Origin of the sequence: Pseudomonas putida, assembly GCF_028682175.1 — a bacterium.
In the GTDB taxonomy this organism is placed as follows: domain Bacteria; phylum Pseudomonadota; class Gammaproteobacteria; order Pseudomonadales; family Pseudomonadaceae; genus Aquipseudomonas; species Aquipseudomonas putida_AD.
The window spans coordinates 1-14,025 of the sequence record NZ_JANHKS010000034.1 but is presented as its reverse complement, the minus strand read 5'-3'; the positions used below and the strand labels follow the sequence as shown (position 1 = coordinate 14,025).

Genomic DNA, 14,025 nt, shown 5'->3' with positions numbered 1-14,025 from the left:
CCCGGCCTTTGTGCCGGGCTTTTTCATGGGCATTCAGGTCGCAGCGTGGCGCACCAGGCTCAAGGGTGTGGCGCTCACCCGGTGCTGGCTCAGGTAGCGCATGCAACTGACACGCAGAAACGAGGCGAAATTCACCACTTCTCCTCGGTAATCCATGACTTCTTCGTAGAGCTTGCTGATCAACTGGTTGGTGGTGATGCCGTCGTGCCCGGCTATTTCGGCGAGGATGTCCCAGAACTGGTTTTCCAGACGCAAGGTGGTCACCACGCCACAGATGCGCAATGAGCGCGAGCGGGATTCGTACAGGATCGGGTCGGCTTTTACGTAGAGTTCGCACATGATGACGCCTCGCGTTCTACAGAATGATCTGAGTGCCCAGCAGCTTCAGAAACGCCGCCAGCCACGCCGGATGAGCAGGCCATGCCGGACCTGTGACCAGGTTGCCGTCGGTGTGCGCCTCTTCCATGCCGATCTCGACATACTCGCCACCGGCCAGCCGTACCTCGGGAGCGCAGGCAGGGTAAGCGCTGAGGGATTTGCCCTTGAGCACGCCTGTCTCGGCCAGCAGTTGCGGGCCGTGGCAAACGGCGGCGATGGGCTTGTTGTCGCGACCAAACTCGCGCACCAGCGCCAGCACATCGGCATTGAGTCGCAGGTACTCGGGAGACCGCCCGCCGGGCACCAGCAGTGCGTCATAGTCGGCGGACTTCACGCTGTCGAAATCGAAATTCAGCGCGAAGTTATGACCACGTTTTTCGCTGTAGGTCTGGTCGCCTTCGAAGTCATGGATGGCGGTGCGAATCACCTCGCCCTTCTTCTTGCCGGGGCAGACGGCATGCACCGTATGGCCGACCATCTGCAGCGCCTGGAACGGCACCATTACTTCATAGTCTTCGACGTAATCGCCGACCAGCATGAGAATTTTCTTGGCAGCCATGTGCTGAAGCCCTCCGAACCCGTTGCGGTGAGTGAGATGTCGTTCCAGTATTCGCCGATATTGCAGGCGCTGGTAACAGCGTAGTACTACACACGCAAGGTCGTCGGTGGTCCCGTAGCAGGGTGCCTGTCTCAAATCACCCCTGCAGGAGCGCGCTTGCCCGCGACGGCGCTGTGTCAGACACGCACGCTTCGACTGACCCACCGCCCCCGCCGGCAAGCCGTGCTGCTACGCAGCAGACAGGCGCCGAAAGCAATCAGCCCCGTCGATCCAGCGCATTGACCACCAGCCGGTCCACCCAGCCCCAGATCCGTTGCTTGACCCGCTGCCACAGGGGCCGGGCCTGCCAGTCCTGCAGGCTGATCTCGCTGCTGACCAGAAAATCCCGCTCGAAGCTCTCGGTCACCGCCCGGGTCAGCGCCGGGTCGAGGGCTTCCAGATTGGCCTCAAGGTTGAACCGCAGGTTCCAGTGATCGAAATTGCATGAACCGATGCTGACCCAGTCGTCCACCAGCACCATTTTCAGGTGCAGGAAACACGGCTGGTATTCGAAGATTTTCACCCCGGCCTTGAGCAATCGAGGGTAATAGCGATGCCCGGCATAGCGCACTGACGGGTGATCGGTGCGGGGGCCGGTGAGCAGCAGGCGCACGTCGATGCCTCGGGAGGCTGCGCGGCGCAGGGCACGGCGGACTTTCCAGGTCGGCAGGAAATACGGCGTCGCCAGCCAGATGCGCTTCTTGCCGGTGTACAGGGCGTGAATCAAGGATTGCAGGATGTCACGGTGCTGGCGGGAGTCGGCGTAGGCCACCCGACCAAGCCCTTGTCCGCTGACCGGCGCCTTGGGCAGGCGCGGCAGGCCGAAATTCTCGGAAGGGCGCCAGGCACGGGGCCGGGCATTGGCGTGGAATTGCCGGTCGAACAGCGCCTGCCAGTCGAGCACCAGCGGGCCGCGAATTTCCACCATCACTTCGTGCCACTCGCTGGTGTCCTGGTCGGGGCGCCAGAATTCGTCGGTCACCCCGGTTCCGCCCACCACCGCGAGCTGCTTGTCTACCAACAACAGTTTGCGATGGTCGCGGTAGAAATTACGGATGCCCCGCCGCCAATGCACGCGGTTGTAGAAACGCAGGATCACGCCCGCCTCGGTCAGCCGGGTGCGCAGGCCCAGGGTGAACGCCAGCGAGCCGAAATCATCGAACAGGCAACGCACGATCACCTTGCGCCTGGCCGCATTGACCAGCGCCTGCACAACCGTCTCGGCACAGCTCCCGGCCTCCACCAGATACAACTCCAGCTCCACCTGCTGTTCGGCCGCGTCGATGGCGGCGATCATGCGCGGAAAGAACGCCGGCCCATCGACCAGCAGATTGAAGCGGTTGTCGTCACGCCACGGAAAGATCGCGCCTCTCATGATCAGCGCGCCGTGAAGATCAGCACGGCGCCCACCGGCACCGAGAAACCGATGGCTGAAAGACCCGCCACCTTGCGCAAGTCATCCAGCCCCGGCAGCAAGCCGAAATCCTCGGCATGCAGCACCAGTGGCTCAAGGGTCACCACCTGGAAACGCCGGTCATCCAGGCGCGTGGCCAGAAGTTCTGCGCTGTAGCTTTGCGACTGGCCGTGCAATTGCACCTTCAGCGGCAGGCGTAATTCGAGCTGCGCACCGGGTGCGAGCGCGTTGATCGGGCGCATGTCCAGTTGCGCGCTGATTCGTGCTTCGGGGAACTGCTTGATGTCGAACAGTTGCCTGCGCAAGCGCTCGTCGCGCAGGGGAATGCCAGTGCTCACCGAATCCATCTCGACCTCGAGTTCGGCAACCCCCTTGGTGTCGACCTTGCCGTGCAGGTTGAGGAAACGATGCACTTCGGAAACATCGGCGTTTTTGGTCGAGATGAACGACAGTCGCGAAGACTCGTTATCCAGATACCAGTTCGCCTGGGCAGGCAGCGCAAGCACAGCGAGCGAGGCCAGCAACAAGCGGGTGAGAATGGGCATGCGAACTCCAGATGCGCGGTTGAGGCAACCTTATCCGGCAGTCAGACCACAGGTAAATGGGGATGTTCGCCATCAACTCGCCGGGGACACCAGCCGACACCCCTGCCGCAGCCCCTGCCACTGTGCGCTGCTCTCGCGGCCCATGCCGGTGGCGGTGATGCGTTTGTCGCTCAGGCTTTCGGTCAGGGTGCTGGGCAGCCACTGTTTCACATAGCTTTGGCAGTAATCCACAGGATTGTTCATCACATAACGGCAGGAGCAGTACTCCTTGGCAGTGTAGGCGCTGATGATCGTGGGAAATGCCTGCAACTGGACGCGCCAGGTCCAGATCAGCGCGAGCAGAACCAGCAGGATCAGGATGCCCAGGCTGCTGAACGGTCGGCGGCGGATGAAGCTTTTCTGTGCAGTCATTTGACGCCCTCCCCGGCCACGGCTTTCAACGTCAGCTTGAGCAACTGGTCGTGGTCGTAGGTTCCGTCGCGATCATCGGCGTAACGCACGATCACAAGGCCTGCGCTGGGGATCACATACAGCGCCTGGCCCCAATGGCCCAGCCCGGCGAACGTGTCGGGCGGCGCATCGGGCCAGGGACCAGGGCCGTCAGCGGTCTTGTTCAGCCACCAATGGCCGCCTGGCGCTTCGCTGGTCGGCGTTTGCGACTTGAACGGCGCGAGGTTGAAATCCACCCATTGGGTTGGCAGTAACTGGCGGTCCTGCCACTGGCCGCGGCGCTCCATCAAAAGGCCGATGCGCGCAAGATCCCGGGCAGTCATGTAGGCATAGGATGAACCGACGAAGGTGCCCGTGGCGTCGGTTTCCCAGACGGCGCTCTTGATGCCCAGCGGGTCGAACAGTGCAGTCCAGGGATAGTCGGCGTAGGCGGCCTCGCCGACCATTCCCCGTAATGCCGCCGCCAGGACCGTGCTGTCGCCGCTGGAGTAGCGATAGGACGTGCCGGGGGCGCTGGCCACAGGGTGCTCGGCAGTGAAGCGTGCCATGTCGGTGCGACCTCGGGTGTAGAGCATGGCCACCACTGAGGAATCGAGCGGCGCGTATTCGTAGTCTTCCTGCCAGTCCAGGCCCGAGGCCCAGTGCAGCAGGTCCTGGACTCTGATATCGGGATGGGCGTTGAACGGGGCGTAGAAGCTGGCGACCGAATCAGCGAGCTTGAAACGCCCCTCGCCGAACGCCACGCCGAGCACCGTCGCAAGGATGCTTTTGCTGATTGACCAGGTGAGGTGTGGGGTCTGGGCCGTGGTTACTCCGGCGTAGCGTTCGTAGACCAGTTCACCGTCGCGGATGATCAACAGGGCGTCGGTGCGCACGCCTTTGCGCTCTTGCTCGTCGCGGGGCGGGAAGGCGTAGGTTTCCAGGTCCTTGAGGGCGGGGCTGGGTGTGAGTTTGTGGACAGGCCATTGTTCGTCAGGCCAGGTCTGTGCGCCGGCCGAGCAGGTCAACAGCAGCAGAAGGAAGAGCAGACGGCTCATGAAGGGGTCTCGAATACGCGATGCGAGAAACCCTAGCAGCCAATCGTTACATTGTTGATCGTTCCCACGCTCCGCCGCCTTCCCGTAGCAGCACGGCTTGCCGGCGGGGGCGTCTTCGAGATCGCCGACGCCGGCAAGCCGGACTGCTACGGGTGTGGTTTACCCCAAACCTGTAGGAGCGCGCTTGCCCGCGATGGGGCCTGGAGATCGCCCCCGCCGGCAAGCCGTGCCGCTACGGGGGATGTGCTCGTCAGCGGCTGCAACCCCACTCCCGATTCCCTGTCACGCAACCATCACCAAAGCTTAATGGTCATGACATCGGCCCTCCCTAGCCTGCATTCGTACAGCAATGCTTCGAATAATCAGTCGACCGGCCTGGACGAAGGCTGGCCCACGGAGACGCCACATGACTCAGATCGCCAGTATTCGAGACACCAGCTCCGAACGTCGCCTGCAGGCCGAGCGCCTGATCGGGCCTCAAGCCATGCAGGAAGCACAGGCTTTGCGCTTCAGTGTGTTCAGCGGCGAATTCAATGCCAAGCTCAAGGGCGCCGAACTGGGCCTGGACATCGACGATTACGACGTACATTGCATGCACATCGGCGTGCGTGACTTGAACAGCGGCAAGCTGGTGGCCACCACCCGCCTGCTGGACCACAAGGCCGCCAACACCCTGGGCCGCTTCTACAGCGAAGAAGAATTCAGCCTGCATGGCCTGGGTCATCTGCAAGGTCCGATCCTGGAACTGGGCCGCACCTGCGTCGACCCGGCCTACCGCAACGGCGGCACCATCGCGGTGCTGTGGAGCGAGCTGGCAGAAGTGCTCAACGAAGGCGGCTACAGCTACCTGATGGGCTGCGCCAGCATCCCGATGCAGGACGGCGGCATCCAGGCTCACGCCATCATGCAGCGCCTGCGCGAGCGTTACCTGAGCACCGAGCACCTGCGTGCCGAGCCTAAAAACCCGCTGCCAAGCCTGGACATCCCGAACAACGTCATCTGCGAAATGCCACCGCTGCTCAAGGCCTACATGCGCCTGGGCGCGAAGATCTGCGGCGAGCCCTGCTGGGACGAAGACTTCCAGGTGGCCGACGTGTTCATCCTGCTCAAGCGCGACGAACTCTGCCCGCGCTACGCCCGTCACTTCAAGGCAGCCGTGTGATGAGCGCGCTGCGCAGTCATGCGCGAGTCATCCGCGTGCTGTGGGTCATCGCCCTGGGGCTGACCATCGCCGGCACCTTCGCCCTGATGGAACGGCTGCGCATCGGCAACTCCATGGCCCGTCGCCAACGCTGGACCAGCTGGTTCATGGCGCGCCTGACCGCCGCCCTGCCGTTTCGCGTCACGGTCCACGGCAAGCTGCCTGCGCAGCCGATGCTGTGGGTCAGCAACCATGTGTCGTGGACCGACATCGCCATCCTCGGCAAGCTGGCGCCGCTGTCGTTCCTGTCCAAGGCTGAAGTGCGCACCTGGCCGGTCGCCGGCTGGCTGGCGCTCAAGGCCGGCACGCTGTTCATCCGTCGCGGTTCGGGCGACAGCAAGCTGATTCAGAAACAGATCGGCCAGCACCTGACCGGCAATCATTCGCTGGTGATCTTTCCGGAAGGCACCACCACCGATGGCCGCAGCCTGCGCACGTTCCACGGTCGCCTGCTGTCCAGCGCCATCGATACCGGCGTGCCTGTTCAACCGGTAGCGATCCAGTACCTGCGCAACGGCAAGCCCGATCAGATCGCCCCGTTCATCGGTGACGACGACCTGCTGTCGCACCTGCGTCGGTTGTTCGCCAATGACGTGAGCGACGTGCACATCCACTTGCTCAAGCCTATCGACTCACAGGGCAAGGAGCGCGCTGCACTGGCGTTCGAAGCTCAGCAAGCGGTGCAGGTGGCGTTGTTCGGTGAGAAGACCGGCGACGTGGCTCAGCCTGCCGAGGTTCGCCCGGCGGCATCCGCCAGGGCAGCCTGAGCGAACGCCTGAAGCTGTGGATAGAACTCGCTGAAATCTTCGCTCAACGGCCGATAAAGCGCCTGCAGTTCCTGCATGGCGCCGGCCAGTCCCTCGGGGCGTGACAGGCGTCGGGAAATCCCGGCCAGCGCATCGCCCACCACCTCGAAATCCACGTACGAACCCAGCCAGTCCTGCGCGGCCATGCGCGGGGCGATCAGGGCCAGGCGCTCTGGCAATGCGGGTTCGCTCGCCAGCACGCCGTAGACCTTGCGGGTGAAATCGTGCAGGGATACGTCCGAGTACTGCGGCCAGTCCCGCGCCAGGCAATGATCGAAAAACACGTCCAGCACGATGCCTGCGTAACGCCTGCGCTCGGCAGGGAAGCGGCCCATGGCCTGCTTGATGACCGGGTGGGCATCGGTGAACACATCGATGCGCCGATGCAGCCGGATCGCCTCTTCGATGTCCACGGGAAAGCGCCCCGGCAATAGCCCTTTGACGAAATCGCCATAGAGACTGCCGAGCAATTGCGCGGGCGTTTGACCGCCCAGATGGAGGTGTGCGAGGTAATTCATGGAGGCCAATGTAGCAAACTTCGTAGCAGCACGGCTTGCCGGCGGGAGCGGTGTGTCAGACATCCATTCTTCGGCTGACCCACCGTGCCCGCCGGCAAGCCGTGCTGCTACGGAGCTTAGGGGCCTGCATCGTTATAACCCGATATAGCGAAACAGGCTGAACTTAGCACCGAAACATATTTGTATATCGCGATGCACAGATATAAAGTTCGCCCCATCGCGATATACCGCTACACGAAGATTGAGAACGACATGCCTATCGACCTCGACGAAATAATAAAAGCCCTGGCTCATCCGGTCCGCCGGCAGATCCTCAACTGGCTCAAAGAACCCAATACCTGCTTCCCCGACCAGCACCACTCCCTGGAGCTGGGTGTCTGTGCGGGGCAGATCGACCAGCGCGCGGGCCTGTCGCAATCGACGGTGTCGGCGCACCTGGCAACGCTGCAGCGCGCCGGGCTGATTTCCAGCAAGAAACACGGCCAGTGGCACTTTTTCAAACGCAATGAAGACGCCATCCAGGCGTTTTTGAAGGCCCTGAGCGAACAGCTCTAGCCACGACTTCCAGGAGACGCCACGTGCCTCTTTCGCTACTTATTCTGGCCCTGAGCGCCTTCGCCATCGGCACCACCGAGTTCGTCATCATGGGCCTGTTGCCCGATGTCGCCACTGACCTTGGCGTGAGCATTCCCGGCGCCGGCTGGCTGGTGACCGGCTACGCGCTGGGCGTGGCCATCGGCGCGCCGTTCATGGCCATGGCCACCGCCAGACTGCCGCGCAAAGCCGCGCTGGTGACGCTGATGGGCATCTTCATCGTCGGCAACCTGCTCTGCGCCGTCGCCGCCGACTACAACATCCTGATGTTTGCCCGAGTCGTGACCGCGCTGTGCCACGGTGCCTTCTTCGGCATCGGCTCGGTGGTGGCAGCGGGCCTGGTTCCGGCCAACCGCCGCGCTTCGGCGGTAGCACTGATGTTCACCGGCCTGACCCTGGCCAACGTACTGGGCGTGCCACTGGGCACCGCACTGGGCCAACAGGCCGGCTGGCGCTCGACCTTCTACGCGGTGACCGTGATCGGCGTGATCGCTTTCATCGGCCTGATCCGCTTCCTGCCGGCCAACCGTGACGAAGAGAAAATCGATATGCGCGCCGAGCTGGCCATGCTCAAGGGCGGCGGTATCTGGCTGTCGCTGAGCATGACTGCACTGTTCGCCGCATCGGTGTTCGCGCTGTTCACCTACGTCGCGCCATTGCTGGGCGAGGTCACCGGTGTTTCGCCTCGGGGCGTGACCTGGACACTGATGCTGATCGGCCTGGGCCTGACCGTTGGCAACATCATCGGCGGCAAGCTGGCAGACCGGCGCCTGGCCGCCACGCTGATCGGCGTGTTCATCACCATGGCCGTGGTGTCGACCGTGCTGAGCTGGACCAGCGCTGCACTGATTCCCGCCGAAGTGACGCTGTTCCTCTGGGCCGTCGCCTGTTTCGCCGCCGTGCCTGCCCTGCAGATCAACGTCGTGACCTTCGGCAAGGACGCACCCAACCTGGTTTCCACGCTGAACATCGGCGCCTTCAACGTCGGCAACGCGCTGGGCGCCTGGGTTGGCGGCAGCGTCATCGCCCACGGCTATGGCCTGACCAGCGTGCCCCTGGCAGCCGGTGCACTGGCGGTGCTGGCCTTGCTGGCCACCCTGATCAATTTCCGTCAGCGCGGCGATGCCGGGCTGGCTGCCGTTGCCAACTGATCGCCGAGAATCAGCGCACTGGCGTTTGCGACAAAAGACTGCGGATTCACCCCTGAGACTTCATTGAGGATATCCCCGATGACTACGATTTTTGATCCGATCCAGATCGGCGAGCTGACACTCGCCAACCGCATCATCATGGCGCCGCTGACCCGCTGCCGTGCCGACGAAGGCCGCGTACCGAACGCGATGATGGCCGAGTACTACGTGCAGCGCGCCTCGGCGGGGCTGATTATCAGCGAAGCGACCTCGGTCACGCCGATGGGCGTCGGTTACCCGGACACCCCCGGCATCTGGTCCAACGATCAGGTACGCGGCTGGGGCAACGTCACCAAGGCCGTGCATGCGGCCGGCGGCAAGATCGTTCTGCAACTGTGGCATGTGGGCCGGGTTTCGCATCCGATGTACCTGAACGGCGAGGCGCCAGTCGCGCCGAGCGCCATTCAACCCAAGGGCCACGTGAGCCTGGTGCGTCCGCAAGCCGACTACCCGACGCCGCGCGCCCTGGAACTGGCTGAAATCGAAGACATCGTCGAGGCCTACCGCACCGGTGCCGAAAACGCCAAGGCGGCCGGCTTCGATGGCGTGGAAATCCACGGCGCCAACGGCTATCTGCTCGATCAGTTCCTGCAAAGCAGCACCAACACCCGCGCCGACGCTTACGGCGGCTCGCTGGAAAACCGCGCGCGTCTGTTGCTGGAAGTCACGGATGCGGCCATCGAAGTCTGGGGCGCGGGCCGTGTGGGCGTGCACTTGGCTCCCCGTGCCGACTCCCACGACATGGGCGACGACAACCTGGCCGAGACCTTCACCTACGTGGCTCGCGAACTGGGGAAACGTGGCGTGGCGTTCATCTGCGCCCGCGAGCGTGAACTGGACGACAGCCTGGGGCCACGCCTGAAAGAAGCCTTTGGTGGGGTGTTCATCGCCAACGAGAAATTCACCAAGGCCTCGGCCAATGAATGGCTGGCCAGTGGCAAGGCTGACGCTGTGGCATTCGGCGTGCCGTTCATCGCCAACCCTGACCTGCCTGCACGACTGGCCCAGGATGCACCGCTGAACGAGCCGCGTCCCGAGACGTTCTATGGCAAGGGTGCGGTGGGGTATCTGGATTATCCGGCGTTGTAAGGCGTTAGATTGCTACATCGAAGCCCTTCGGGCCTTTCGCGGGCAAGCCCGCTCCCACATCTTTTGCAACGTGCCGCAGCCTTAAGGACCCCGTTGTCCGCCTTGTGTGTTCGACTCGATCTCAAGGCGCGCCCAAAAGGCGGACAATGGGGACTGTCAGGCCATGGCACGTTGCAGCAAATGTGGGAGCGGGCTTGCCCGCGAATGGCCCGAAGGGCATCAAGGTAGCGGTGGACAGCCAACCTCAACTACGGCCGCGCATTGATCTGCTGCGAAAGATTCTGAATCTGGCTCTGCAAGGTGTTCAGGTTGCGGGTCATCTGCCCGCGAAACGCATCGAACTCCTGGGTGCTGGCGCCTGACTGGGCTGCCGCAGCGGGACGATTGTCCTGCTCGCTCTTGAGCACGATCATGTCCTGCTCCAGACGCTCGATGGCCTGGCTGTTGTTGCTCTTCTTGAGGTTCGCGACATCCGCGCTCAGGCTCTTGATCTGGGTATCCAGACGCTCCTGCTCGGCCTGGGCCGACTTGCCGTCAGGCATCGCCGCCTTCACCGCCGCCAGTTCGGTGGCCACCGCCTTGAGCTGTTCCTGCAACTGCTGATTGGTCGCCTGCTGCTGGGTCGACTGGCTGCTGATCTGCTCCAGTCGCTTGTCCAGCCCGCCCTGCAGACCCGCCACGCCTTGCGCCTGCTTGCCCTGCTCGGCCAGTTGATCCTGCAGCTCCTTGATCTGCGCCTTCATCGCTTCACCACCGCTGGTGGCAACCGACTCGGTAGCAACGACCTTGCCGGAAATCGCCTGCAGGCGCCCCGCCGCTTCCTCACTGATGCGCGCAAAGCTTTCCTGGGTCGCGACCAGTTGCTGCTCCATCAACGAGACCTGTTGAAAGCTCCACCAGCCCAGGCCGCAGAACGCGATGAACAACGCGCCGATCAACGCCCACAGCGCACCGGTGCCAGGCGCCTTGACCTTGACCACAGGCGTGGTACGCGAATAGACCGTGGTGCGCTCACGGGCGCCGGCCGAGGGGACGAAATCGTCATCGTCATCTTTGGCGCTGAGGCTCGGGACGTCATCGACGTCGTCATACGGATCTTTACGCATGGGGTTCCCTTTAAAAACCGGTAAATCTGCTGGCGGCATTATAACCGCCGCTAATCAAGACCATTCTCAATGGTCGATGTTTCACAACGCCCCGCCGTGCTGGGCTTTCCACCAACTGCAGAACTCGTCCAGAGCGGTCCAGACACTGACCTTGGGCTGGTAATCCAGATAATACTGGGCGCGGCTGATATCAAGGGTGAAATCACGGCTCATGACCTGCATTCCGATTCTCGACAGCGTCGGTTCAGGTCGGCCCGGCCAGAGCATGCACGCCGCCTCGTTAAGCGCCGCGGCGCTGTAGCCCAGGCCGTAGGAGCGATAGCGCGTGACAGGCGGCAGTTGCATCTGGCGCATGACGTAGTTGACCACGTCCCAGACCGGAATCGGCGTGCCGTTGCTGATGTTGTAGGCCTTGCCCAGGGCTGAACCGCTGGCCAGCAGGCTGCTCAGCAGCGCCTCGTTGAGGTTCTGGATGCTGGTGAAATCCACCTTGTTCAGGCCGTTGCCGATGATCGACAAGCGCTTCTTGCGCTGCATCTGCATCAGCCGCGGAAAGATGCTGGTGTCGCCTGCCCCGGTCACGAAACGGGGACGCAGGGCGATCACTTCCAGGCCGAACTCCTCGGCGCCGAACACTTTCTGCTCGGCCAGGTATTTGGTCGCGGCGTAGTGGTTGTGGAAACGCTTGGGCACCTGTTCTTCGCGAATATTGAGGTGCGAATGGCCATCGAAATAGATCGATGGCGACGACAGGTGCACGAGGCGACGTACCCTTTGTTTCAGGCAGGCCTCGACCACGTTCTCGGTGACCTGCACGTTACCCTGATGAAAGTCCTGGCGTCGCCCCCAGGTGCCCACCGCCCCGGCACAATGCACGACCGCTTCGACGTCATCGCACAGCGCCTGCACCAGGTCTGGATCATTCAGATCGCCCTGTATGAACTCGGCCCCGCGCCGCACCAGATGCTCGACACCTTCCGCGCGACGGCCATTGACCCGAACGCTCAAGCCCTGCTCCAGGGCAAAACGCGCAAAGCGCCCGCCGATGAAGCCGCTTGCGCCGGTGACCAGAATCTTCATTTACCGCTCCACATCTCTATGCACAGGAAATCGTCGGCCGCGAAGGCTTATGCAAAACCTGTGGGAGCGAGCTTGCTCGCGAAGAGGCCAGTACATCCGCCACATCTCTGGTGGCGGATAGTCAGCATTCGCGAGCAAGCTCGCTCCCACAGGGCATCATGGCCTTGCGACGACCAGTGGATGACGCTCATTGTCCCTCAAGCGGCACCAACCATTGCCCGGCTTTTTTCGCCAGATGGTCGGTCAACTGATTCAACAGTTGCCCGCCGTTGCGCCAATGATGCCAGTACAAGGGCACATCGATGCAGCGATCGCTCATTAATTCCACCAGCCTGCCGCTGGCCAACTGCTCCTTGACCTGCAATTCCGGCACCAGGCCCCAGCCGATCCCGGCCTCGCTCATGCGAATGAAACCCTCGGAGGACGGGCACAGATGGTACGCAAACCCGCCTTCGACACCCAGCGACGCCATGTACCGGTGCTGCAGGAAATCATCCGGGCCGAACACCAGTGCCGGGGAGCGCGCCAGGGACTCTGCCGTCACCCCGTGGGGAAAATGCCGGGCCATGAAATCGGGGCTGGCCAGGGCACGGTAACGCATGGCGCCGAGCGGCAGGCTGCGCGCGCCGGCGACCGGCCGTTCGCTTGCGCACACACAGGCCGCCACTTCGCCTGCGCGCATGCGCTTGAGGCCCACGTCCTGGTCCTCGACCACCAGATCGGTCAACAACCCGCGCTCGGCGCAGAAATCGCCCACGGCAGGCGCCCACCAGGTCGCCAGCGAATCGGCGTTCAGGGCAATGCGCAGCCGCTCCGGCATGCCGCCCTCGTCCAGTGCCGGCACCACGCTTTGCAGATCGCGCTCCAGCAGGCGCACCTGTTGCACATGATTGAGCAGGCGGCGGCCGATGTCCGTCGGACTCGGCGGCGTCGCACGCACCAGCACCGGCTGGCCGACACGGGCTTCGAGCAGCTTGATCCGCTGCGACACGGCCGACTGCGACAAGCCCAGCACCTGCGCCGCACGCTCGAATCCGGCTTGCTCCACCACTGCCGCCAAGGCTGAAAGCAGCTTGTAGTCGAACATCAATTTTCCTAATGGGCGATGATGATTATTGCTTTTTCTTATACAGCCATTACACCGACAATGGCCACCTCAAATGCACCTCGCCTCATCGAATTCCCGGAGCACGACACCATGTGGCAAAGCTACCTCAACGGCCTGCTGGTCGCCTTTGGCCTGATCATGGCCATCGGCACCCAGAACGCCTACGTCCTGGCCCAGAGCTTGCGCCGCGAACATCACTTGTCGGTCGCGGTGCTGTGCATCCTCTGCGATGCGGTGCTGGTGGCCGCCGGGGTTTTCGGCCTGGCCAACGTGCTGGCCCACAACCCGACACTGCTGGCCATTGCACGCTGGGGCGGCGTGGTCTTTCTGATGTGGTACGGCGCCAAGGCACTGCGCCGCGCCCTGACGCCGCAAAGCCTGGAACAGGGTGACGGCAGCGGCCAGCGCTCCCGCCGCGCGGTGTTGCTCACGGCACTGGCGGTGACCCTGCTCAACCCCCACGTTTATCTGGACACCGTGCTGCTGATCGGCTCCCTCGGCGCACAGCAGACCATGCCCGGCGCCTACGTGGCCGGTGCGGCCAGCGCGTCCCTGGTGTGGTTCTCCACCCTGGCCATCGGCGCCGCCTGGCTCGCCCCCTGGCTCGCCCGCCCGGCAACCTGGAGGCTGCTGGACTTGATGGTCGCGGTGATGATGTTCAGCGTGGCCGTGCAACTCATCAGATCGGCGTGAGCCCTTCGTAGCAGTCCGGCTTGCCGGCGGGGGCGATTTCGAGGGCGTCATCGCGAGCAAGCTCACTCCTACAGGGTTGAGTCAACCCGCCGTAGCAGCACGGCTTGCCGGCGTCGGCGATCGTGAGGCCGCCATCGCGGGCAAGCGCGCTCCTACAGATGCGAGCACCGATCCGTAGCAGCACGGCTTGCCGGCGGGGGCGGCCTTGAGATCGCCCC

General features: G+C 63.3%; 17 protein-coding genes. 6 read left to right on the top strand and 11 right to left on the bottom strand.

Annotation, left to right across the window (positions count from 1 at the left end):
- Positions 1 to 33: 33 nt before the first annotated feature.
- The 6 genes from NPS29_RS20700 to NPS29_RS20675 form a co-directional block, all read right to left on the bottom strand.
- The gene (locus NPS29_RS20700; protein WP_274134743.1) at positions 34 to 339 is read right to left on the bottom strand and encodes a ribbon-helix-helix domain-containing protein; all 306 of its coding nucleotides are present in this window, start codon (positions 337 to 339) and stop codon (positions 34 to 36) included.
- A gap of 16 nt (positions 340 to 355) precedes the next feature.
- The gene (locus NPS29_RS20695) at positions 356 to 937 is read right to left on the bottom strand and encodes a DJ-1/PfpI family protein (RefSeq protein WP_274134742.1); all 582 of its coding nucleotides are present in this window, start codon (positions 935 to 937) and stop codon (positions 356 to 358) included.
- A gap of 256 nt (positions 938 to 1,193) precedes the next feature.
- Complete coding sequence (locus NPS29_RS20690) at positions 1,194 to 2,351, bottom strand: phospholipase D-like domain-containing protein (RefSeq protein WP_274134741.1); 1,158 nt, start codon at positions 2,349 to 2,351, stop codon at positions 1,194 to 1,196.
- A 2-nt stretch (positions 2,352 to 2,353) separates the two neighbouring features.
- The gene (locus NPS29_RS20685) at positions 2,354 to 2,935 is read right to left on the bottom strand and encodes a YceI family protein (protein ID WP_274134740.1); all 582 of its coding nucleotides are present in this window, start codon (positions 2,933 to 2,935) and stop codon (positions 2,354 to 2,356) included.
- A gap of 72 nt (positions 2,936 to 3,007) precedes the next feature.
- The gene (locus NPS29_RS20680) at positions 3,008 to 3,346 is read right to left on the bottom strand and encodes an amidase (protein ID WP_274134739.1); all 339 of its coding nucleotides are present in this window, start codon (positions 3,344 to 3,346) and stop codon (positions 3,008 to 3,010) included.
- Positions 3,343 to 4,422 carry a serine hydrolase domain-containing protein gene (locus NPS29_RS20675; protein WP_274134738.1) on the bottom strand — a complete coding sequence of 360 codons (1,080 nt, stop codon included), beginning with the start codon at positions 4,420 to 4,422 and terminating at the stop codon, positions 3,343 to 3,345. The genes NPS29_RS20680 and NPS29_RS20675 overlap by 4 nt, the downstream gene beginning before the upstream one ends.
- Before the next feature lie 406 nt (positions 4,423 to 4,828).
- Between NPS29_RS20675 and olsB the strand changes: the two genes are divergently transcribed.
- Positions 4,829 to 5,584 carry an L-ornithine N(alpha)-acyltransferase gene (olsB, locus tag NPS29_RS20670; protein ID WP_274134737.1) on the top strand — a complete coding sequence of 252 codons (756 nt, stop codon included), beginning with the start codon at positions 4,829 to 4,831 and terminating at the stop codon, positions 5,582 to 5,584.
- Positions 5,584 to 6,390, top strand: a complete 807-nt coding sequence (locus tag NPS29_RS20665) for a lysophospholipid acyltransferase family protein (RefSeq protein WP_274134736.1) — start codon at positions 5,584 to 5,586, stop codon at positions 6,388 to 6,390. Before olsB ends, NPS29_RS20665 begins: the two co-directional genes overlap by 1 nt.
- On the opposite strand, the gene NPS29_RS20660 is transcribed toward NPS29_RS20665, so the two are convergent.
- Positions 6,345 to 6,947: an ACP phosphodiesterase gene (locus tag NPS29_RS20660; protein WP_274134735.1), complete on the bottom strand. Its 603-nt coding sequence runs from the start codon at positions 6,945 to 6,947 to the stop codon at positions 6,345 to 6,347. The genes NPS29_RS20665 and NPS29_RS20660 overlap by 46 nt on opposite strands.
- A 252-nt stretch (positions 6,948 to 7,199) precedes the next feature.
- Here NPS29_RS20660 and NPS29_RS20655 point away from each other — a divergent pair, with 252 nt between their 5' ends.
- The 3 genes from NPS29_RS20655 to NPS29_RS20645 all read left to right on the top strand — a co-directional run bounded on the left by NPS29_RS20655 (position 7,200) and on the right by NPS29_RS20645 (position 9,820).
- On the top strand, positions 7,200 to 7,502 hold the full coding sequence (locus NPS29_RS20655) for an ArsR/SmtB family transcription factor (protein ID WP_274134734.1): 303 nt from the start codon (positions 7,200 to 7,202) through the stop codon (positions 7,500 to 7,502).
- 23 nt (positions 7,503 to 7,525) lie between these two features.
- Positions 7,526 to 8,692 (top strand): MFS transporter, encoded by a 1,167-nt coding sequence (locus NPS29_RS20650; RefSeq protein ID WP_274134733.1) that lies wholly within the window; start codon positions 7,526 to 7,528, stop codon positions 8,690 to 8,692.
- A gap of 78 nt (positions 8,693 to 8,770) precedes the next feature.
- A complete protein-coding gene (locus NPS29_RS20645; protein ID WP_274134732.1) occupies positions 8,771 to 9,820 on the top strand; it encodes an alkene reductase in 1,050 nt (349 codons plus the stop codon).
- A 248-nt stretch (positions 9,821 to 10,068) separates the two neighbouring features.
- Here the strand turns inward: NPS29_RS20645 and NPS29_RS20640 are convergent, their stop codons facing one another.
- The 3 genes from NPS29_RS20640 to NPS29_RS20630 all read right to left on the bottom strand — a co-directional run bounded on the left by NPS29_RS20640 (position 10,069) and on the right by NPS29_RS20630 (position 13,093).
- Positions 10,069 to 10,926, bottom strand: coding sequence for an ATPase (locus tag NPS29_RS20640; protein WP_274134730.1), 858 nt, complete (start codon positions 10,924 to 10,926; stop codon positions 10,069 to 10,071).
- A gap of 81 nt (positions 10,927 to 11,007) precedes the next feature.
- Complete coding sequence (locus tag NPS29_RS20635; protein ID WP_274134728.1) at positions 11,008 to 12,006, bottom strand: NAD-dependent epimerase/dehydratase family protein; 999 nt, start codon at positions 12,004 to 12,006, stop codon at positions 11,008 to 11,010.
- 187 nt (positions 12,007 to 12,193) lie between these two features.
- A complete protein-coding gene (locus tag NPS29_RS20630) occupies positions 12,194 to 13,093 on the bottom strand; it encodes a LysR family transcriptional regulator ArgP (RefSeq protein WP_274134726.1) in 900 nt (299 codons plus the stop codon).
- A 111-nt stretch (positions 13,094 to 13,204) separates the two neighbouring features.
- Here NPS29_RS20630 and NPS29_RS20625 point away from each other — a divergent pair, with 111 nt between their 5' ends.
- The gene (locus tag NPS29_RS20625; RefSeq protein WP_274134724.1) at positions 13,205 to 13,807 is read left to right on the top strand and encodes a LysE/ArgO family amino acid transporter; all 603 of its coding nucleotides are present in this window, start codon (positions 13,205 to 13,207) and stop codon (positions 13,805 to 13,807) included.
- Here NPS29_RS20625 and NPS29_RS20620 read toward each other — a convergent pair.
- Positions 13,794 to 14,025, bottom strand: a 232-nt coding sequence (locus NPS29_RS20620) for a hypothetical protein (protein ID WP_274134722.1), incomplete at its 5' end; no start/stop codon positions are given. The two genes, NPS29_RS20625 and NPS29_RS20620, sit on opposite strands and share 14 nt — an antisense overlap.

Excerpts from the sequence above, each read along its gene's own strand:
- NPS29_RS20700 (WP_274134743.1), bottom strand. The coding sequence starts at position 339 with ATGTGCGAACTCTACGTAAAAGCCGACCCGATCCTGTACGAATCCCGC.
- NPS29_RS20695 (WP_274134742.1), bottom strand. The coding sequence starts at position 937 with ATGGCTGCCAAGAAAATTCTCATGCTGGTCGGCGATTACGTCGAAGAC.
- NPS29_RS20690 (WP_274134741.1), bottom strand. The coding sequence starts at position 2,351 with ATGAGAGGCGCGATCTTTCCGTGGCGTGACGACAACCGCTTCAATCTG.
- NPS29_RS20685 (WP_274134740.1), bottom strand. The coding sequence starts at position 2,935 with ATGCCCATTCTCACCCGCTTGTTGCTGGCCTCGCTCGCTGTGCTTGCG.
- NPS29_RS20680 (WP_274134739.1), bottom strand. The coding sequence starts at position 3,346 with ATGACTGCACAGAAAAGCTTCATCCGCCGCCGACCGTTCAGCAGCCTG.
- NPS29_RS20675 (WP_274134738.1), bottom strand. The coding sequence starts at position 4,422 with ATGAGCCGTCTGCTCTTCCTTCTGCTGCTGTTGACCTGCTCGGCCGGC.
- olsB (WP_274134737.1), top strand. The coding sequence starts at position 4,829 with ATGACTCAGATCGCCAGTATTCGAGACACCAGCTCCGAACGTCGCCTG.
- NPS29_RS20665 (WP_274134736.1), top strand. The coding sequence starts at position 5,584 with ATGAGCGCGCTGCGCAGTCATGCGCGAGTCATCCGCGTGCTGTGGGTC.
- NPS29_RS20660 (WP_274134735.1), bottom strand. The coding sequence starts at position 6,947 with ATGAATTACCTCGCACACCTCCATCTGGGCGGTCAAACGCCCGCGCAA.
- NPS29_RS20655 (WP_274134734.1), top strand. The coding sequence starts at position 7,200 with ATGCCTATCGACCTCGACGAAATAATAAAAGCCCTGGCTCATCCGGTC.
- NPS29_RS20645 (WP_274134732.1), top strand. The coding sequence starts at position 8,771 with ATGACTACGATTTTTGATCCGATCCAGATCGGCGAGCTGACACTCGCC.
- NPS29_RS20640 (WP_274134730.1), bottom strand. The coding sequence starts at position 10,926 with ATGCGTAAAGATCCGTATGACGACGTCGATGACGTCCCGAGCCTCAGC.
- NPS29_RS20635 (WP_274134728.1), bottom strand. The coding sequence starts at position 12,006 with ATGAAGATTCTGGTCACCGGCGCAAGCGGCTTCATCGGCGGGCGCTTT.
- NPS29_RS20630 (WP_274134726.1), bottom strand. The coding sequence starts at position 13,093 with ATGTTCGACTACAAGCTGCTTTCAGCCTTGGCGGCAGTGGTGGAGCAA.
- NPS29_RS20625 (WP_274134724.1), top strand. The coding sequence starts at position 13,205 with ATGTGGCAAAGCTACCTCAACGGCCTGCTGGTCGCCTTTGGCCTGATC.